We start from the raw sequence: 18,821 nt of genomic DNA, 5'->3' as shown, positions 1-18,821 counted from the left end.
TCTTTCCCGGAAATTTTCGTGTGTGGGTGGGTCGATGCAGGATCGTGATGACCGTCACGTAGTTTCCTACAAGTCAACGCGCGTAGATTTTTTGTGCGGGTAGTCTGAAGGAACCTGCTCAGCACCACACACCGGGAGTGCCAGTGGCACGCGTCGTAGTCGACGTCATGCTCAAGCCGGAGATCCTCGACCCCCAGGGCCAGGCGGTGCAGCGCGCACTGCCGCGGCTGGGTTTCGAAGGGATCTCGGACGTCCGCCAGGGAAAGCGTTTCGAACTGGAAGTTGACGGGCCGGTCGACGAGGCCGCCCTCGCCCGCATTCACGATCTTGCGGAGTCGTTCCTCGCGAACACCGTGATCGAGGACTTCACCGTCCGGGTCGAGGAAGTCGCGGAGGCCGTGAAGTGACCGCTCGTATTGGCGTCGTCACTTTCCCCGGCAGTCTGGACGACCGGGACACGCAGCGCGCGATCCGCCTCGCGGGCGCCGAGCCGGTCGCCCTGTGGCACAAGGACAAGGACCTCAAGCAGGTCGACGCCGTGGTGCTGTGTGGTGGTTTCTCCTACGGCGACTATCTGCGCGCCGGGGCCATCGCCCGTTTCTCGCCGGTGATGGAGCCCCTGCTGGAGCAGGCGAAGGCCGGCCTGCCGGTCCTCGGCATCTGCAACGGCTTCCAGATCCTCACCGAGGCCCACCTGCTGCCCGGCACGATGCTGCGCAACAACCACCTGCACTTCATCTGCCGTGACCAGAAGCTCCGGGTGGAGAACGCCGAGACGGCCTGGACCAGCGACTACACCGCCGGCCAGGAGATCCACATCCCGCTGAAGAACATCGACGGGCAGTACGTCGCCGACCGGCGCACGCTGGACGCGCTGGAGTCCGAGGGCCGGGTCGCCTTCCGGTACCTGGACGTCAACCCCAACGGCTCGAACAACGACATCGCGGGTGTCACCAACGAGGCCGGCAACGTCGTGGGCCTCATGCCGCACCCCGAGCACGCCGTCGAGCCGCTGATCGGCACCGGTCGTACCGACGGCCTCCCGTTCTTCACCTCGATCCTCAAGAAGCTGGTCAACGCATGAGCCGGACGCCTCTGGACACGGTCGAGCACGCGGCCGCGACCCCCGACGTCGAGCTGCCCTGGGCCGAACTGGGCCTGAAGAAGGACGAGTACGAGCGCGTGGTCGAGATCCTCGGCCGCCGGCCCACCGGGGCCGAGCTCGCCATGTACTCGGTGATGTGGTCGGAGCACTGCTCGTACAAGAGCAGCAAGGTGCACCTGCGCCAGTTCGGCGAGAAGGCGCCCGAGAACGACGCCATGCTCGTCGGCATCGGCGAGAACGCCGGTGTCGTGGACGTCGGCCAGGGCTACGCGGTCACCTTCAAGGTCGAGTCGCACAACCACCCGTCGTACGTGGAGCCCTACCAGGGCGCGGCCACGGGTGTCGGCGGCATCGTCCGCGACATCATCGCCATGGGCGCCCGCCCGGTGGCGGTCGTCGACCCGCTGCGCTTCGGCGCGGCCGACCACCCCGACACCAAGCGTGTGCTGCCGGGTGTCGTCGCCGGCATCGGCGGCTACGGCAACTGCCTGGGCCTGCCCAACATCGGCGGCGAGGTCGTCTTCGACGCCTGCTACCAGGGCAACCCGCTGGTCAACGCCGGCTGCATCGGCGTGATGCGGCACGAGGACATCCACCTCGCGAAGGCGTCCGGCGCGGGCAACAAGGTCATCCTGTACGGGGCTCGTACGGGTGGTGACGGCATCGGCGGCGCGTCGATCCTGGCGAGTGAGACCTTCGACGACGCCAAGCCGTCGAAGCGCCCGGCGGTCCAGGTCGGTGACCCCTTCCAGGAGAAGCTGCTCATCGAGTGCACCCTGGAGGCCTTCAAGGAGAAGCTGGTCGTCGGCATCCAGGACCTGGGCGCGGCCGGCCTGTCCTGCGCGACCAGCGAGCTGGCCTCCAACGGCTCCGGCGGCATGCGCGTGACGCTGGACGACGTCCCCCTGCGCGACTCGACGCTCTCGCCCGAGGAAATCCTCATGAGCGAGTCGCAGGAGCGCATGTGCGCGGTCGTCGAGCCGGAGAAGGTCGACCGCTTCCTGGAGATCTGCGAGAAGTGGGACGTCATCGCCACCGTCATCGGTGAGGTCACCGACGGCGATCGCCTGGAGATCTACTGGCACGGCGGCAAGATCGTCGACGTCGACCCGCGCACGGTGGCCCACGAGGGCCCGGTCTACGAGCGCCCGTACGCCCGCCCGTCCTGGCAGGACGCCCTCCAGGCGGACGACGCGAACAAGCTGCCGCGGCCGGCGACGAGCGAGGAGCTGAAGGACCAGGTCCTGAAGCTGGTCGGTTCCCCGAACCAGGCCTCCAAGTCCTGGATCACGAGCCAGTACGACCACTTCGTGCAGGGCAACACGGTCCTCGCCCAGCCCGAGGACTCCGGCATGATCCGGATCGACGAGGAGACCGGCCTCGGCGTGGCCCTCGCCACGGACGGCAACGGCCGGTACGCCAAGCTCGACCCGTACACGGGCGCGCAGCTGGCGCTGGCGGAGGCCTACCGGAACGTGGCGACGACGGGCGCCAAGCCGCTCGCCGTCTCGGACTGCCTGAACTTCGGCTCGCCCGAGGACCCGGCGGTGATGTGGCAGTTCGCGGAGGCCGTGCGCGGTCTGGCGGACGCCTGCCAGCAGCTGGGCACACCGGTGACCGGCGGCAACGTCTCGCTCTACAACCAGACGGGCGAGGCGGCCATCCACCCGACCCCGGTCGTCGCGGTCCTGGGCGTCATCGACGACGTCACCCGGCGCACGCCGGTCGCCTTCCAGGAGGAGGGGCAGCTGCTCTACCTCCTCGGCGACACACGTGAGGAGTTCGGCGGTTCGGCCTGGTCGCAGGTCGTGCACGACCACCTCGGCGGTCTGCCGCCCAAGGTGGACCTGGAGCGTGAGCGGCTGCTCGCCGAGATCCTGATCGCCGCCTCCCGCGACGGCATGATCGACTCCGCGCACGACCTGTCCGACGGCGGTCTGATCCAGGCGGTCGTCGAGTCGGCGCTGCTGGGCGGCAAGGGCGCGCGTCTGATCGTCCCGGACGGTCTGGACGCCTTCACCTTCCTCTTCTCCGAGTCGGCGGGCCGCGCGGTCGTGGCCGTGCCGCGTTCGGAGGAGGTCCGCTTCAACGACATGTGCGGTGCGCGGGGTCTGCCGGCCACCCGTATCGGTGTCGTGGACGGCGACTCGGTGGACATCCAGGGCGAGTTCACGCTCCCCCTGTCCGAGCTGCGCGAGCTCCACGAGGGGACGATCCCGGCCCTGCTGGCGTAGTCACGCACGAAGGCCCCGCCCCGCCGGTCATGGCGACGGGCGGGGCTTTCGCATGTTCGGCCCCACCTCTTGCACGCAATTACGTAGTTCCGTAATATCCACGGCGTGGAACTGGAACAACGTGTCGCCGACCTCGAACGACGACTGGCGGCCCTGGAAGGCGCCCACCGCGCCGGACCCCGCCTCGACGCGGGCGACTTCTGGGCGCTGAACGGGCTGAAGGAACAGCTGTCCGAGCTGGGAGCCGCCGACGGCGGTGTCCTCTACACCGGCTCCGTACGCCTGCCGACCGGCGAGCAGTACGCGTGGCAGACGGGGGCCCTGACGGAGGGGCTGCTCGAGGACGACTGGGCGCCGGTCGCCGAGTCGCTGGCGGCGCTCGGCCATCCGGTCCGGCTCCGGCTGCTCCGCGAGATCCTCGGCGGCCGGCGCACCGCGGCGGAACTCGCCGAGCTGGACGAGGTCGGCACGACCGGCCAGATCTACCACCACCTGCGCCAGCTGACCGGAGCCGGCTGGCTGCACACGACCGGGCGGGGCCGCTACGAGGTGCCGCCGGGGCGGGTCGTACCGCTGCTGGTGGCGGTGGCGGTGGCGACGGCACGTCCGTGAACGACTGAATCCGCGACCGAGCGAACCCGCGACCGACCGAACCGGGGGAACGATGTCCGTACGCAAACTCGCCAAAGTCACCTACCGCGGCCTGCAACTGGTGTTCCTCGGCCTGGTGATCGCTCATACCGCGCTGGACCTGGGCTATCCGTGGTGGTGGAACTTCCTGCCGATCGCCCTGGCCTACGCGATCCTCAGCGTGTCGAACCGGTGGGGTGGCGCGCCGGACAGCCCGCGCGCGGCCCGGGGGCCGGTCGAGGTCGAGCCGCCCGTCACCGGCCGCTGGACCGCGCTGAACAGCCCGGCCGACCGCACCCCCAGCCACGGCACACACGCCTACGGCCAGACCTACGCCATCGACGTCGTCGCCGAGCCCGAGCCGGGCGCCCGCCCGGGCTTCCGATGGCTGTGGCCGCTCGCACGCCGCAACAGCGCCTTCCCCGCCTACGGCGCGCCGCTCCTCGCGGTCGCCGACGGCACCGTCGTACGGGCCGCCGACGGTCAGCGCGACCACCTCAGCCGTACGTCGCTGCTCGCGCTGCTGTACCTGATGGTCGTGGAGGCGTCCGTACGCGACCTGTCCGGCGCCCGGCGCATCGTCGGCAACCACGTCGTCCTCGACCTGGGCAACGGCACCTACGCGCTCTACGCCCACCTCCAGCGCGGCTCGCTCACCGTCCGTGAGGGGGACCGGGTGACCGCCGGACAGCCGCTCGCCCGCTGCGGCAACTCGGGCAACTCCACCGAGCCCCACCTCCACTTCCAGCTGATGGACGCCCCCGACCCGGACACGGCCCGCGGCGTCCCCTTCACCTGGCGCGGCATCGGCGTCCCCCGCAACCGCGAAGCCTTCGAGACGCCCTCGGCGGCATCGCAGCGCGCATAGGCTGATCTCCATGCCCCCGGCCAAGAAGCGCGCCCGCAGCTACGACCCCGCCAAGATCCGCACCGCGGTGCTGACCCAGTTCGGGAACGTCCGTGAGGCGGTGCGCACCCTCACCCCCGACCAGCTCGCGCTGCCCACCCGGCTGGGGGACTGGACGGTACGGGAGCTCGCCGCGCACGTGACCATGGCCGTGGAGACCGTCAGCCGCAACCTGGAGCGCGAGGAGCCGGCGAAACCGGAGCTCGCGCTCCTCGACTGGCCCTTCGCCACCGCCGCCCGCGCCGGCGACATCGCCGACGGCACCCGCGACCTGGCCGCCGCCAACCCCGACCTCGACGCCCTCTACGCCCGCACCGAGGAGCGCCTCGGGCGGAGCCTGGCGGACGCGCCCGGCACCCGCGTCCTGGCCGCCCGCACCGGCGCCATCACCCTCGCCGACTACCTGGTCACCCGCACCGTCGAACTCGTCGTCCACACCGACGACCTCAACGCCGCCGTCCCCGGCCTCGACATCCCCTACGACCGCCAGGCCCTCGCCGCCTGCACCCGCCTCCTCGCCGACGCCCTCGCCGCCAAGGCACCCGGCGGCTCCACGGAGGTGCGGATCCCGCCCTACGCGGTGGTGCAGTGCGTGGCGGGCCCGAGGCACACCCGGGGCACCCCGCCCAGCGTCGTCGAGACGGACCCGCTGACCTGGATCCGGCTCGCGACCGGGCGGCTGGCCTGGGCACAGGCTCTCCAGGACGCCCACGTGAGCGCCAGTGGCGAGCGGGCGGACCTTTCGGCCCACCTGCCACTGATGGCATAAGGGGAACCGATCCCCCCGGGTCCCCCGTCGAAGTGGCATGGACAGGCAGAAGCAGCGCATGACCCTGACGGCAGCCGCCATGCTCGTCCCGCTCATGGCGGCCTGCGGCAACGAGAAGGCGGACGGCGGCAGCGGTTCGGTCGGTGCCGGGAAACCGGTGACGGTGACGGGCGTGCGGTGGAACGTGGACAGCGTCACCACCGACGGAAAGACCCAGAAGGCCCCCACCGGCGCCCACGTCACCATCGACAAGGGCCGGGCCGAGGGCAGCCTCGGCTGCAACAACTTCAGGGCCGACGCCACCGTCGAAGGCGACCGCATCCGGCTCGGCAGGACCATGTCCACCCAGATGGCCTGCGAGAACAAGCCCATGGACTTCGAGCAGACCCTCGTCGGCATGCTCTCCGGCCGGGAGTTTCAGACCCGGGTGGACGGCGACCGCCTCACCCTCACCACGGGCCAGGGGGAGACCGTCCGCCTGACCAAGGCGAAGGACGCCCCGCTGAGCGGCACCAAGTGGACCGTCACGACCCCGGACACCGACGGCCGCGCCCACCTCACCTTCGACGCGAAGAAGGGCACGGTCTCGGGCAGCCTCGGCTGCAACAAGGTCAACGCCGAGGCCACCGTCCGCGACGGCGATATCACCCTCGGCCGCCCGGCGACGACCCGAATGATGTGCGAAGACTCACTCATGTCCGGCGAGAAGGCCCTGCTGCGACTTTTCGACGGGAAGCTGAAGTACGGAGTCGATCACCAAACTCTGACGCTGACCAGCGAAAACGGCACGCGTGTGCGAGCCGTCGCCGAGTAGTGATCCGCTGAAAAGTCCGGTATCCCCAATTCGGACCAGTGGACGACCTCGCCTACACTCGGTGGCGTGCCACGTGGTGACGGACGACTCAACCACGACCTGCTCCCCGGTGAGAAGGGCCCCCAGGACGCTTGCGGCGTCTTCGGTGTCTGGGCTCCGGGCGAAGAGGTCGCCAAGCTCACGTACTTCGGGCTCTACGCCCTCCAGCATCGAGGCCAGGAATCCGCGGGAATCGCGGTCAGCAACGGCTCACAGATCCTCGTCTTCAAGGACATGGGCCTCGTTTCCCAGGTCTTCGACGAGACCTCGCTCGGTTCGCTCCAGGGTCACATCGCGGTCGGTCACGCCCGCTACTCGACCACCGGCGCCTCCGTGTGGGAGAACGCCCAGCCGACGTTCCGCGCGACCGCGCACGGCTCCATCGCGCTCGGTCACAACGGCAACCTCGTCAACACCGCCCAGCTCGCCGAGATGGTCGCCGACCTGCCCAAGCAGGAGGGCGGCCGTACGCCGCGCGTGGCGGCCACCAACGACACCGACCTGCTCACCGCGCTCCTCGCGGCCCAGGTCGACGAGGACGGCAAGCCGCTGACCATCGAGGAGGCGGCCGGCGAGGTCCTGCCCCAGGTGCGCGGCGCCTTCAGCCTCGTCTTCATGGACGAGAACACCCTGTACGCCGCCCGCGACCCGCAGGGCATCCGCCCCCTGGTCCTCGGTCGGCTGGAGCGCGGCTGGGTCGTGGCCTCGGAGTCCGCGGCCCTCGACATCTGCGGCGCCGCCTACGTCCGCGAGATCGAGCCGGGCGAGTTCGTCGCCATCGACGAGAACGGCCTGCGCACCTCCCGATTCGCGGAAGCGAAGCCCAAGGGCTGTGTCTTCGAGTACGTGTACCTGGCCCGCCCCGACACCGACATCGCCGGCCGGAACGTCTACCTCTCCCGCGTGGAGATGGGCCGCAAGCTCGCGAAGGAAGCCCCGGTCGAAGCCGACCTGGTCATAGCGACCCCGGAGTCCGGCACCCCGGCCGCCATCGGCTACGCGGAGGCCTCCGGCATCCCGTTCGGCGCCGGCCTGGTGAAGAACGCCTACGTCGGCCGTACGTTCATCCAGCCCTCGCAGACCATCCGCCAGCTGGGCATCCGCCTGAAGCTGAACCCGCTCAAGGAAGTCATCAAGGGCAAGCGCCTGGTCGTCGTCGACGACTCGATCGTGCGCGGCAACACCCAGCGCGCCCTGGTCCGCATGCTCCGCGAGGCGGGCGCCGCCGAGGTCCACATCCGGATCTCCTCGCCGCCCGTGAAGTGGCCCTGCTTCTTCGGCATCGACTTCGCCACCCGCGCCGAGCTCATCGCCAACGGCATGACGATCGACGAGATCGGCACCTCCCTGGGCGCCGACTCCCTGGCCTACATCTCCATCGACGGCATGATCGAGGCGACGACCATCGCCAAGCCGAACCTGTGCCGCGCCTGCTTCGACGGCGAGTACCCGATGGACCTCCCGGACCCCGAGCTGCTCGGCAAGCAGCTCCTGGAGACGGAGCTGGCCGCCGGCCCGGCCGCCACGGCCGCCGCCGACGCGATCCGCCGCCCGTAGGCAGCCCGCACTACCTGCTGTACGACACGAAGGTTCTCATTAGCCATGTCTGAGACAACTGGTGCCAGCTACGCAGCCGCGGGCGTCGACATCGAAGCGGGCGACCGCGCCGTCGAGCTGATGAAGGAGTGGGTGAAGAAAGCCCAGCGCCCCGAGGTCCTCGGCGGCCTCGGCGGCTTCGCCGGACTCTTCGACGCCTCCGCCCTGAAGAACTACGAGCGGCCCCTGCTCGCCTCCGCCACCGACGGCGTCGGCACCAAGGTCGACATCGCCCGCCGGCTCGGCGTCTACGACACGATCGGCCATGACCTGGTCGCGATGGTCATGGACGACATCGTGGTGTGCGGCGCCGAGCCGCTGTTCATGACCGACTACATCTGCGTCGGCAAGGTCCACCCCGAGCGCGTCGCCGCCATCGTCAAGGGCATCGCCGAGGGCTGTGTGCTGGCCGGCTGCGCCCTGGTCGGCGGCGAGACGGCCGAGCACCCGGGCCTGCTGGGCGAGGACGACTTCGACGTCGCCGGCGCCGGTACGGGCGTCGTGGAGGCTGACCGGCTGCTCGGCGCGGATCGCATCCGTACGGGTGACGCGGTGATCGCCATGGCGTCCTCCGGACTTCACTCGAACGGGTACTCGCTCGTCCGGCACGTCCTGTTGAACCAGGCCGGTCTCGCCCTGGACACCCATATCGACGAGCTCGGCCGCACCCTCGGCGAGGAGCTGCTGGAGCCGACGAAGATCTACTCGCTGGACTGCCTGGCCCTGATGCGCACCACCGAGGTGCACGCCTTCAGCCATGTCACCGGCGGCGGACTCGCGGCCAACCTCGCCCGGGTCGTCCCGGACGACCTGCACGCGATCGTCGACCGCTCCACCTGGACCCCGGGCCCGATCTTCGACCTCGTCGGCAAGACGGGCAACGTCGAGCGCCTGGAGCTGGAGAAGACGCTGAACATGGGCGTCGGCATGATCGCGATCGTGCCGCAGGAGTCCACCGAGGTGGCCCTGGCAACGCTGGCCGACCGCGGCGTGGACGCCTGGGTGGCCGGAGAGATCACGGACCGGGGCGAGCACACCACTGGTGCCGCCCTGATCGGTGACTACGCGAACTGACACGGGGGGCGAACCCCACGGGACCTTGCAGGCAGCACAGAACCCGGTCGGTGATTTTCGGTCACCGACCGGGTACATGCTCAGTGCAAGGTCAAGCGCCGCGACGGTGTTGCGAGGACTGGTCGTCCTCGTCTTCGTCGTCGTCCTCGTAGAGGTCGGCGTACCGTGCGTACAGGTCGTCGTCCTGATCATCGTCCTCGAACGGCCCGCCGTTAGGCGGCTGCGGATTCGAAGGCGATGCACCCAGCTCCTCGGCCAGGCGTGAGAGGTCAGTCCCACCGCTGTTGTACTTCAGCTGGCGGGCGACCTTCGTCTGCTTGGCCTTGGCCCGGCCGCGCCCCATGGCTCGACCCCCTCAACGACGGGGCTCGACGGCCCCAGAGTCTTGACACGCGTTCATGGTCCGGAACGGCCCCTCCGCAGAGAGACCGGTCCGTAGGGCTTCCACGGTACCTGAGCCCGCGCCCATACGGTACGTCGCCCGCATGACGTGCCCGCGCCCAGGACCTTCGAGGCGCCCCGTCCTCGCTGGTCAACCGCGATTTTAACCACTTATCGGCGGTCGACCCGCCGGTAGAAGTGAGAGTTCTCTCTAACTGCCCACCGACGGGTACCGGCCAAACGTACGAGGGCGCTCCCGGATCAGCGCGCCCGGCGGGCCGCGGCCGCGTCGTGCATGCGCTGCTCGGCGATCCGGTCGGCCGCGGCAGCCGGCGGAATGCCGTCTTCCTTCGCACGTGCGAATATGGCCAGCGTGGTGTCGAAGATCTTCGCGGCCTTCGCCTTGCACCGCTCGAAGTCGAAGCCGTGCAGCTCGTCGGCCACCTGGATGACACCGCCGGCGTTCACTACGTAGTCCGGCGCGTAGAGGATCCCGCGGTCGGCGAGGTCCTTCTCCACGCCCGGGTGGGCGAGCTGGTTGTTGGCGGCGCCGCAGACCACCTCGGCGGTCAGCACCGGCACGGTGCCGTCGTCCAGCGCCCCGCCCAGCGCGCAGGGCGCGTAGATGCCCAGACCGTCGATGCGGATCAGCTCGTCGGTGTCCTTCACGGCCATGACGTCCCGGTGCCGCTCGGTGATCCGCCGTACGGCGTCCTCGCGCACGTCCGTGACGAAGACCTCGGCGCCCTCCTTCACGAGGTGCTCCACCAGGTGGTGGCCGACCTTGCCGACGCCGGCGATGCCGACCCGCTTCGCGCGCAGTGAGGGGTCGCCCCACAGGTGCTGCGCGGAGGCCCGCATGCCCTGGTAGACGCCGTAGGCGGTGAGGACGGAGGAGTCGCCGGCGCCGCCGTTCTCCGGGGAGCGGCCGGTCGTCCAGCGGCACTCGCGGGCCACGACGTCCATGTCGGCGACGTACGTGCCGACGTCGCAGGCGGTGACGTACCGGCCGCCGAGGGAGGCGACGAACCGGCCGTAGGCGAGGAGCAGCTCCTCGGTCTTGATCCGCTCCGGGTCGCCGATGATCACGGCCTTGCCGCCGCCGTGGTCGAGACCGGCCATGGCGTTCTTGTACGACATCCCGCGGGCGAGGTTCAGCGCATCGGCGACGGCCTCGGCCTCGTTCGCGTACGGATAGAAACGCGTACCGCCGAGCGCGGGGCCCAGGGCGGTGGAGTGGATGGCGATGACGGCCTTGAGGCCGCTCGCGCGGTCCTGGCAGAGCACGACTTGCTCATGTCCCCCCTGGTCCGAGTGGAACAGGGTGTGCAGTACATCAGCAGGTGCGCCGGTTACGTCGGTCACTGTGGTGACTCCTGAGTAAATTGCGGCGGGTGGAGACGAGCTCCCGTGCGGGTGGCGGGGGCTGTTGAGCACGAGATTAGAGCCTGACGGGCCCGCGGACCGCACAGTGCTCAGGATCACCTCCGACCGGAGTACACCCGTGCGACGATTTGCATAGATTTCCCGCGCGTTTGTGAGTGGGTTCCGCAGGTTTTCGCGACGATGGGCGGGGGAGGGAGCAGGCGTGCCCAAGGTGTCCTCGGTGATCGTCCCCTACGCGACCTATCTGCGCGTGTACGAACCGTTGGCCGCCTTCGCGGAGCCGGAGCGCAGCCACTGGGCCCGCTACGCCCGCCGTCCGGACCGTCCCTCGTACCAGGACGAACTCCGCAGCGCCCTGGCCGACTTGGCGCCCACCCCGCCGGTCCTGGTGCCGGTGCACGAGAGCGAGGACGCCTTCGTGCTGGAGGTCGACGGTGTCGTCTGCGTCTGCCCCTGGCGCACCCGGCTGCGCGGCTGGCAGGCCCTGGAGGAGCTCTCCGAGGAACTCCCGCCGCCCGTCCTGGACGCGGTCCTGCCGCCCTTCCTGCGCCACCAGGCGGCCCAGGACTACGAGCGCTGGCTGGCGGTGAACCCGGACGCCCGGCCGTGGATCCGCACGGCGACCTGGCAGGTGCCGATCAGCTGGTTCGTGCTGGTCACCGACGAGGAGCGCGAGTACGACAAGGGCGACAGCGACGACAGCCCCCCGGTGCTGCGCTACCGCACGCCCATGGTCCAGGCCCGGCGGCGTGTGGCCCGGGGCCTGCGGGCCCTGAAGGAGGCCATGGACGAGGGGCCGCTGATCGACGGCCTGGTGGACGTCGGGCGCTGGCTGGAGGAGTTCCACCCGCGCTCGCTCGTGGAGCTGGACTACGGCGGCCTGGTGCACGCGGTGCCCGCCGGGACGCTGGAGGACGACCATTCGGCGGCGGACGTGGCCGAGGGGATCGCCGCGCTGCGCCGGGGCGACGGGGCGGCCGCCGGGGAGGCGTACGCCCGGCTGGTGACCCGGTGGCGTTCCGTACGGGATCTTCGGTCGGCGAACTGACCGCCGACCCGACCTCTGGCCCGACCTCTGACCTTCGGTTCCTACGGACCGCTCGCGACCGGTCACGAACAGGCGTTTGACGTACCGCCCGTTTTGGGGTTACGTCCTCGCACCGACGTTGCTGAAGTGTGCTCTGCGTCTACTGACGCCTTGTCAACAACGGACGTAGGTTCCGATCCGGGCGTACCGCTCAAGTAGGCCAAACGTGACGGACTGCACGTACATGGCCCTTGCGCCCCTTGCCCCTCCTCATGCCAAAATAGGACAAGGAGTCCGGGGGGCTCCTTCCGTCCCGATGTGCTGCATTGTGGGCGGAATCTCAGCATTGCACGCTTTGGGGGGTCTGGTGACTCCTGATCGTCCTGTGACTGATCGTCACAGTGGCGTGACTGTCCGCTATGGCATGGTCCATCGGCTTCCGTCGCTGATGAACACCTGGGAGGGCAATTCCATCGGTTTGGCCGACGCGGCTGGACAGATGGTGTAGTTGTAGTGCCGAGGACAAGCCGTTCGTCCTATAACCGACTCGACTCGCGTCCGCCATTTCGGGCAACGCGGGTCAAGGTGCAGAATTTAGAGGAAAGAACCGAGAAGGTTCGGTTCTCCCGAGGAGGCCGCTCATGACCGCTCGCACCCCTGATGCCGAGCCGCTGCTGACCCCGGCTGAGGTCGCCACCATGTTCCGTGTCGACCCCAAGACGGTCACGCGGTGGGCGAAGGCCGGCAAGCTCACGTCGATCCGCACGCTCGGCGGGCATCGCCGCTACCGCGAGGCCGAGGTCCGCGCTCTGCTCGCGGGCATTCCGCAGCAGCGCAGCGAGGCCTGAACAACTGAATAACCGGGCAAACCGGCTGGTCCCCCATCAGCCGTGACGTCCGGAACCACAGCTCCAAGCGACGCGGGTTCTGCCCCAACAGGCCCCACGCCCACGCCAGTCAGAGTTCTTCAGGCATACAACAGGGTGCGTCGTCGATCGCGCTGGACTCCGCCGGGTCCAGCGCGATCTTTTTTGTGCGCCGGCTGTCGGACTCGTGGCCTGGCTGTGAGCGGCCTTGTCGGAGTCTGGGGAGGGGTGTCGGATGCCCTGTGTGCGGCACCGCCGAAGGGGTGCAATTGCACATATTAAATTGACCCATTGTAGGTGGAGGGTAAGTACCGCACTTTTCAAAACTCATGCGGTGACACCCGTCACATACCGAGCGGCTTGTTAGCCCCGCTCCGGGTGCGGTAGTGAAACCGTTCGGCTCCAGCAGTCCGTGTGCGAACGGGTGTTGAGGTCGGCCTCCGGTCAGGCTCGCGCCGGGCTCTCGTTCTCGACGGCCCCCTGGGAGGCCTGGGCGGGCTGGGCGGACTCCATCGCCAGCCGCAGCAGGTGATGGCAGATCGGACAGTGGCGAGTGAGATGCCGGTACGACGACGCGGCCGCCAGGTGCGCACGGAGCAGGGCCCGCGTCTCGTGCCTAGCCGATGCCGCCATACGCCACCTCCGGAAGGCCGAACGGGGAACGGCCCTGGTTTCTGGGTACCGAGGGATTGAGAGGCCGTCAAGACGGCGTGAGAGCCCGCGAGGGGGCATCGCGCAGGTCAGGGGCGCACGGGCGCACAACGAAAGAGCCCGGATCCGAAGATCCGGGCTCTTTCACTGCGGTCCTGACGGGATTTGAACCCGCGGCCTCCACCTTGACAGGGTGGCGAGCACTCCAAACTGCTCCACAGGACCAGGTTTCGCGGCGCGATTCGTGCGTTGCGCTGCGAGAAGAGACTCTACAGGAGGGTGGGGTCCTGGTCGAACTCACCCTGCGTGTGCCACCCGTTACGGCACCGCCGCGTCGATCGCCTTCACGATCCGCTTGTCGGAGACGGGGTACGCCGTGCCCAGCGCGTGGGCGAAGTAGCTGACCCGGAGTTCCTCGATCATCCAGCGGATGTCCAGGACCGATGACGGCACCGGCCGCCCCTGCGGCATCTGCTCCAGGAGCCAGGCGTACTCGTCCTGCATCTCGTGGACCTTCTGCATCCGTGTGGTGTCCCGCTGGACGTTCGTCGGCATCTGCTGCAGACGCCGGTCCGCGGCCACCAGGTAGCGCATCAGGTCCGGCATGCGACGCAGACCCGACTCGGTCACGAAACCGGGCTTCACGAGGGCGTCCAGCTGCCTCCGTACGTCCTGGAGGTTCGGCAGCAGCGCGGGGCTGCGTACGGCCTTCAGACGGCGTTCACAGGCCTGCCAGGCGGCCAGCACCTGCCGCACCTGCCCCACCGTACGGACGGTCGTGTCGACGATCTCGGCGCGCACCTTGTCGTACAGCTTCCGGTACGACTCCTCGTCCCACGCCGGCCCGCCGAAGTCCGCGATCAGCTTGTCGGCGGCCGCCATCGCGCAGTCGTCGAACAGCGCCTGGATGGAGCCGTGCGGATTCGCGGACAGCGCCAGCTTCTGCGGGTTCGTCAGCTTCTCGGAGGCGAACTTCGCCGGGTTCACCGGGATGTTGCGCAGGATGAGGCGGCGGGTGCCCTTCCACATGGCCTGCTGCTGCTCGGCCTCCGTGTCGAAGAGGCGCACGGAGACCGTGTCGCCGTCGTCGACCAGCGCCGGGTAGGCCTTCACCGGCTGGCCGGCCCGCCGGGTCTCGAAGACGCGGGTGAGCGTGCCGATCGTCCAGTCCGTGAGGCCCTTGCGCTCCAGGGACTCGCCGCCCTGGCGCTCCGCGGTGGCCGCGGCCGCCTGGGAGAGGGCCTTGCGGGCCTTCGGCCGGAGCCTGAGCTTCAGCGCCTCCAGGTCCTTGTCCTCGGCGAGCTTGCGGCGCCGTTCGTCAACGATCCGGAAGGTGATCTTCAGGTGGTCGGGGACCTTTGACCAGTCGAAGTCCTCGGCGTCGAAGGGGACTCCCACCATGAGCCGCAGCTCGCGGGCCATGGTCGTGGTGAGGGGCTCCTGAAGGGGGACCGCCTTGTCCAGGAAGGCCTTCGCGTAGTTCGGCGCGGGCACGTAGTTGCGGCGGATCGGTTTGGGCAGGGACCGGATGAGCTCCGTGACGAGCTCCTCCCTGAGGCCCGGGATCTGCCAGTCGAAGCCCTCGTCCGTGACCTGGTTGAGGACCTGGAGCGGGATGTGGACGGTCACGCCGTCGGCGTCCGCGCCCGGCTCGAACTGGTACGTCACCCGGAACTTGAGGTTGCCCTGGCGCCAGGTGTCCGGGTAGTCGTCCTTGGTGACCTCGCCCGCCTTCTCGTTGATGAGCATCTCGCGCTCGAAGTCGAGGAGGTCGGGCTGTTCGTGCCGCTTGTGCTTCCACCAGGAGTCGAAGTGGGCGCCGGAGACGACGTGTTCGGGGATCCGCTGGTCGTAGAAGTCGAACAGCGTCTCGTCGTCGACCAGGATGTCCCGGCGCCGGGCCCGGTGCTCCAGCTCCTCGACCTCGGTGAGGAGTCTGCGGTTGTCCGAGAAGAACTTGTGGTGCGTGCGCCAGTCGCCCTCGACGAGCGCGTTCCGGATGAACAGCTCGCGGCTGACCTCCGGGTCGATCCGGCCGTAGTTCACCTTCCGCTGCGCCACGATCGGCACGCCGTAGAGCGTGACCTTCTCGTACGCCATCACCGCGGCCTGGTCCTTCTCCCAGTGCGGCTCGCTGTAGGTGCGCTTGAGGAGGTGGCCGGCGAGGGGTTCGACCCACTCGGGCTCGATCTTGGCGTTGACGCGGGCCCAGAGGCGGGACGTCTCGACGAGCTCGGCGGACATCACGAAGCGCGGGGGCTTCTTGAAGAGGGCCGAGCCGGGGAAGATCGCGAACTTGGCGTTGCGGGCGCCCAGGTACTCGTTCTTCCCGGTGTTTCTCCCGCCCTCCGCCCCGGCGTCCTTCACGTCCTTCATGCCGATGTGGGACAGCAGGCCGGCGAGGAGGGAGACGTGGATGCGGTCGGCCGGGGCGTCGTCCTCGTTGAGGTGGATGCCCATCTGCTTCGCGACCGTGCGCAACTGGCTGTAGATGTCCTGCCATTCGCGGATGCGAAGGAAATTGAGGTACTCCTGCTTGCACATCCGGCGGAAGGAGGACGAACCGCGCTCCTTCTGCTGCTCGCGGATGTAGCGCCAGAGGTTGAGGTAGGCCAGGAAGTCGCTGGTCTCGTCCTTGAAGCGGGCGTGTTGCTGGTCGGCCTGGGTCTGCTTGTCTGCGGGGCGTTCGCGCGGGTCCTGGATGGACAGCGCGGCGGCTATGACCATGACCTCGCGCACGCAGCCGTTCTTGTCCGCCTCCAGGACCATGCGGGCCAGCCGCGGGTCGACGGGCAGCTGGGCGAGCTTGCGGCCGGTGTCCGTGAGCCGCTTGCGGGGGTCCTTCTGCGCCGGGTCGAGGGCGCCCAGCTCCTGGAGGAGCTGCACGCCGTCGCGGATGTTGCGGTGGTCCGGCGGGTCGATGAAGGGGAACTTCTCGATGTCGCCGAGGCCGGCCGCGGTCATCTGCAGGATGACGGAGGCCAGGTTCGTCCGGAGGATCTCCGCGTCCGTGAACTCCGGGCGGGCGTTGAAGTCGTCCTCGCTGTAGAGGCGGATGCAGATGCCGTCGCTGGTACGTCCGCAGCGGCCCTTGCGCTGGTTGGCACTGGCCTGGGACACCGGTTCGATCGGGAGGCGCTGGACCTTGGTGCGGTGGCTGTAGCGCGAGATGCGGGCGAAGCCGGGGTCGATGACGTACTTGATCCCCGGGACCGTGAGGGACGTCTCGGCGACGTTCGTGGCCAGAACGATCCTGCGTCCGGTGTGGGGCTGGAAGACGCGGTGCTGCTCGGCGTGGGAGAGCCGGGCGTAGAGGGGCAGGATCTCCGTGAAGCGGTAGTTCTTCTTGGTCAGGGCGTCGGCCGTGTCGCGGATCTCCCGCTCGCCGGAGAGGAAGACCAGGATGTCGCCCTTGCCCTCCTTCTGGAGCTCCTCCACCGCGTCGGTGATCGCGGTGATCTGGTCGCGGTCGGCGTCGTCGCCGTCCTCCTCCAGCAGCGGCCGGTAGCGGACCTCCACGGGGTACGTACGGCCGCTGACCTCGACGATCGGGGCGTCGCCGAAGTGCCGGGAGAAGCGCTCGGGGTCGATGGTGGCCGAGGTGATGACGACCTTGAGGTCGGGGCGCTTCGGCAGCAGCTGGGCGAGGTAGCCCAGCAGGAAGTCGATGTTGAGGGACCGCTCGTGGGCCTCGTCGATGATGATCGTGTCGTAGGCGCGCAGCTCGCGGTCGGTCTGGATCTCGGCGAGCAGGATGCCGTCCGTCATGAGCTTGACGAAGGTGGCGTCCGGGTCGACCTGGTCGGTGAAGCGGACCTTCCAGCCGACGGCCCCGCCCAGCGGGGTGTCCAGTTCCTCCGCCACACGCTCGGCGACGGTGCGGGCGGCGATACGGCGGGGCTGGGTGTGCCCGATCATGCCGCGGACCCCGCGGCCGAGCTCCATGCAGATCTTCGGGATCTGCGTGGTCTTCCCGGAACCGGTCTCACCGGCGACGATCACGACCTGGTGGTCGCGGATGGCGTCGGCGATCTCGTCCTTCTTCTGGCTGACCGGCAGCTGCTCGGGATACGTGATCTCGGGTACGCCGGCGCGGCGCCCGGCCATCCGCTCCTCGGCCTTGGCGACCTCCGACTCGATCTCGGCCAGCACGGCGGCGCGGGCCTCCGGCTTACGGATCTTGCGCGCACCTTCGAGCCTGCGCCCGAGCCGGTGCGCGTCGCGCAGGGAGAGCTCGGTCAGGCGGGAGGCGAGGGCGCCGAGGACGGGGGCGGATTGCGTAGACATACGCGGTCCAGGATCTCATCCCGCGGATTTTTGTGGCTAACGCTTTTGTCTCCGCTGGTTCGGGCGGGGCCGCGAACCCTTCCGGAGGGTGGCACAGCGAAACCCCCGTCGAGATCTCGACGGGGGTTTCCGTTGTGGCTGGGGCCGGGGTCGAACCGGCGACCTTCCGCTTTTCAGGCCGTGTCGTGGTGGGTGTGGGCCTGATCGTGCAGGGTGCCGGTGACCTCGGTCGGCCGTGTCTGTGTGCTGCTGTTGGCGTACGGGTTGGCGTAGCCTGGGCCGGTCACAGAAGGCCCTTATCGCTGGTAGACAGTCTGTCGAGGGAGCTCCGTGAAACGACTCACGGAGCGCTGGGGGTCGGCCCCGGGTGTTGACGTGCCTTAGGCGGCCCGCGTCCGTGAGTCGCTTCACGGAGCTGTACGCGGCTCAGCGGAGCGGCGACAGTACCCGCAGCGGCATTGCATAGCAATGCCAATGCCTTACGATGCAGTGGACACCTGGGACTGCCAGGGACTGATCAGGACTCATTGAGTCTCGACGGTGCCGGGAGCCCCGAAGGGCCTGACGCGGGCTGCATCCAGCAAATCAGGCCCCCCGAGGGTGCCGCAGTCACGAGCCCGGCCGACTAAGACGCGGTCGGGCTCACTGCGTGAGCGCCTACCACCGGCCGTTCCCTACTTCTGATCAGAACCAGAAGGACTGCATCACTTCCCAGATGACTCTGAAGATCACTGGCGTCCAGTCGATGACCGCCTGCCGTTTCGAGCGGCGGCTCTCGCACTGAGCGCAGTGACCATCCGGAGAAGGCTCCTCAGCCACCTGCATCCCTCCCTTCGGTCCCAGTAGGGGCCCTGAGCGAGGCTCAGGGCTTCGCCTCACCGAGGCGAATGACTCGGTGGGACCTCTGGGGAGGAACTCAGCTCAGCATAAGGGGGTTGAGCGGGTCAGATGACCCGAGTGACCACATCTTCTGGGCTGTTGCTGCAATCCAACCACTAGATGTGGGGATGGGCTCATACATACACGCCACACGCGCGTGTTGCGCTGGTGAGAGT

At 68.9% G+C, this 18,821-nt stretch carries 15 protein-coding genes and 1 tRNA gene; 11 read left to right on the top strand and 5 right to left on the bottom strand.

Translation table 11 applies throughout. The features are described from left to right. Window positions 1-143 precede the first annotated feature (143 nt). The 9 genes from purS to purM all read left to right on the top strand — a co-directional run bounded on the left by purS (window position 144) and on the right by purM (window position 9,168). Window positions 144-407, top strand: a complete 264-nt coding sequence (gene purS, locus ABZ192_RS35175) for a phosphoribosylformylglycinamidine synthase subunit PurS (protein ID WP_010045045.1) — start codon at window positions 144-146, stop codon at window positions 405-407. Then, window positions 404-1,084, top strand: coding sequence for a phosphoribosylformylglycinamidine synthase subunit PurQ (gene purQ / locus ABZ192_RS35170; RefSeq protein ID WP_356928542.1), 681 nt, complete (start codon window positions 404-406; stop codon window positions 1,082-1,084). The genes purS and purQ overlap by 4 nt, the downstream gene beginning before the upstream one ends. Next, entirely contained in the window at window positions 1,081-3,339 is a 2,259-nt protein-coding gene (purL, locus tag ABZ192_RS35165; protein ID WP_356928541.1) for a phosphoribosylformylglycinamidine synthase subunit PurL, read from the top strand. Before purQ ends, purL begins: the two co-directional genes overlap by 4 nt. Window positions 3,340-3,444: 105 nt before the next feature. Beyond that, window positions 3,445-3,951, top strand: coding sequence for a helix-turn-helix domain-containing protein (locus tag ABZ192_RS35160; protein ID WP_356928540.1), 507 nt, complete (start codon window positions 3,445-3,447; stop codon window positions 3,949-3,951). A 52-nt stretch (window positions 3,952-4,003) separates the two neighbouring features. Next, complete coding sequence (locus ABZ192_RS35155; protein WP_356928539.1) at window positions 4,004-4,837, top strand: M23 family metallopeptidase; 834 nt, start codon at window positions 4,004-4,006, stop codon at window positions 4,835-4,837. A 10-nt stretch (window positions 4,838-4,847) separates the two neighbouring features. Continuing rightward, the gene (locus ABZ192_RS35150) at window positions 4,848-5,645 is read left to right on the top strand and encodes a sterol carrier family protein (protein WP_356928538.1); all 798 of its coding nucleotides are present in this window, start codon (window positions 4,848-4,850) and stop codon (window positions 5,643-5,645) included. Between the two features lie 37 nt (window positions 5,646-5,682). Further along, window positions 5,683-6,459 (top strand): META domain-containing protein, encoded by a 777-nt coding sequence (locus tag ABZ192_RS35145; RefSeq protein WP_356928537.1) that lies wholly within the window; start codon window positions 5,683-5,685, stop codon window positions 6,457-6,459. A gap of 66 nt (window positions 6,460-6,525) precedes the next feature. After that, entirely contained in the window at window positions 6,526-8,055 is a 1,530-nt protein-coding gene (gene purF, locus ABZ192_RS35140; protein ID WP_356928536.1) for an amidophosphoribosyltransferase, read from the top strand. Window positions 8,056-8,100: 45 nt separating this feature from the next. Next, on the top strand, window positions 8,101-9,168 hold the full coding sequence (gene purM / locus ABZ192_RS35135) for a phosphoribosylformylglycinamidine cyclo-ligase (protein ID WP_356928535.1): 1,068 nt from the start codon (window positions 8,101-8,103) through the stop codon (window positions 9,166-9,168). A gap of 91 nt (window positions 9,169-9,259) precedes the next feature. On the opposite strand, the gene ABZ192_RS35130 is transcribed toward purM, so the two are convergent. Both ABZ192_RS35130 and ABZ192_RS35125 read right to left on the bottom strand, forming a co-directional pair. Further along, a complete protein-coding gene (locus tag ABZ192_RS35130; protein ID WP_020277200.1) occupies window positions 9,260-9,511 on the bottom strand; it encodes a DUF3073 domain-containing protein in 252 nt (83 codons plus the stop codon). Window positions 9,512-9,810: 299 nt separating this feature from the next. Then, on the bottom strand, window positions 9,811-10,914 hold the full coding sequence (locus ABZ192_RS35125; protein WP_356928534.1) for a Glu/Leu/Phe/Val dehydrogenase dimerization domain-containing protein: 1,104 nt from the start codon (window positions 10,912-10,914) through the stop codon (window positions 9,811-9,813). Window positions 10,915-11,137: 223 nt separating this feature from the next. On the opposite strand from ABZ192_RS35125, the gene ABZ192_RS35120 reads away from it, so the two are divergent. Beyond that, window positions 11,138-11,983, top strand: coding sequence for a hypothetical protein (locus ABZ192_RS35120; protein ID WP_356928533.1), 846 nt, complete (start codon window positions 11,138-11,140; stop codon window positions 11,981-11,983). 620 nt (window positions 11,984-12,603) lie between these two features. Next, complete coding sequence (bldC, locus tag ABZ192_RS35115; RefSeq protein ID WP_003949541.1) at window positions 12,604-12,810, top strand: developmental transcriptional regulator BldC; 207 nt, start codon at window positions 12,604-12,606, stop codon at window positions 12,808-12,810. A gap of 462 nt (window positions 12,811-13,272) precedes the next feature. Here bldC and ABZ192_RS35110 read toward each other — a convergent pair whose 3' ends face one another. From ABZ192_RS35110 to hrpA, 3 genes are all read right to left on the bottom strand, one after another. Then, window positions 13,273-13,461, bottom strand: a complete 189-nt coding sequence (locus ABZ192_RS35110; protein WP_356928532.1) for a DUF6274 family protein — start codon at window positions 13,459-13,461, stop codon at window positions 13,273-13,275. A gap of 168 nt (window positions 13,462-13,629) precedes the next feature. Next, window positions 13,630-13,704, bottom strand: a tRNA-Asp gene (locus ABZ192_RS35105). A 93-nt stretch (window positions 13,705-13,797) separates the two neighbouring features. Next, a complete protein-coding gene (gene hrpA, locus ABZ192_RS35100; protein WP_356928531.1) occupies window positions 13,798-17,766 on the bottom strand; it encodes an ATP-dependent RNA helicase HrpA in 3,969 nt (1,322 codons plus the stop codon). Window positions 17,767-18,821: the final 1,055 nt, after the last annotated feature.

This window comes from Streptomyces sp. NPDC006235 (genome assembly GCF_040613735.1).
In the GTDB taxonomy this organism is placed as follows: Bacteria; Actinomycetota; Actinomycetes; order Streptomycetales; family Streptomycetaceae; genus Streptomyces.
The sequence above is the reverse complement of the archived record's forward strand: the minus strand, read 5'-3'. Positions and strand labels throughout refer to the sequence as shown.

Excerpts from the sequence above, each read along its gene's own strand:
- purL (WP_356928541.1), top strand. The coding sequence starts at position 1,081 with ATGAGCCGGACGCCTCTGGACACGGTCGAGCACGCGGCCGCGACCCCC.
- ABZ192_RS35155 (WP_356928539.1), top strand. The coding sequence starts at position 4,004 with ATGTCCGTACGCAAACTCGCCAAAGTCACCTACCGCGGCCTGCAACTG.
- ABZ192_RS35150 (WP_356928538.1), top strand. The coding sequence starts at position 4,848 with ATGCCCCCGGCCAAGAAGCGCGCCCGCAGCTACGACCCCGCCAAGATC.
- ABZ192_RS35145 (WP_356928537.1), top strand. The coding sequence starts at position 5,683 with ATGGACAGGCAGAAGCAGCGCATGACCCTGACGGCAGCCGCCATGCTC.
- purM (WP_356928535.1), top strand. The coding sequence starts at position 8,101 with ATGTCTGAGACAACTGGTGCCAGCTACGCAGCCGCGGGCGTCGACATC.
- ABZ192_RS35130 (WP_020277200.1), bottom strand. The coding sequence starts at position 9,511 with ATGGGGCGCGGCCGGGCCAAGGCCAAGCAGACGAAGGTCGCCCGCCAG.
- bldC (WP_003949541.1), top strand. The coding sequence starts at position 12,604 with ATGACCGCTCGCACCCCTGATGCCGAGCCGCTGCTGACCCCGGCTGAG.
- ABZ192_RS35110 (WP_356928532.1), bottom strand. The coding sequence starts at position 13,461 with ATGGCGGCATCGGCTAGGCACGAGACGCGGGCCCTGCTCCGTGCGCAC.
- hrpA (WP_356928531.1), bottom strand. The coding sequence starts at position 17,766 with ATGTCTACGCAATCCGCCCCCGTCCTCGGCGCCCTCGCCTCCCGCCTG.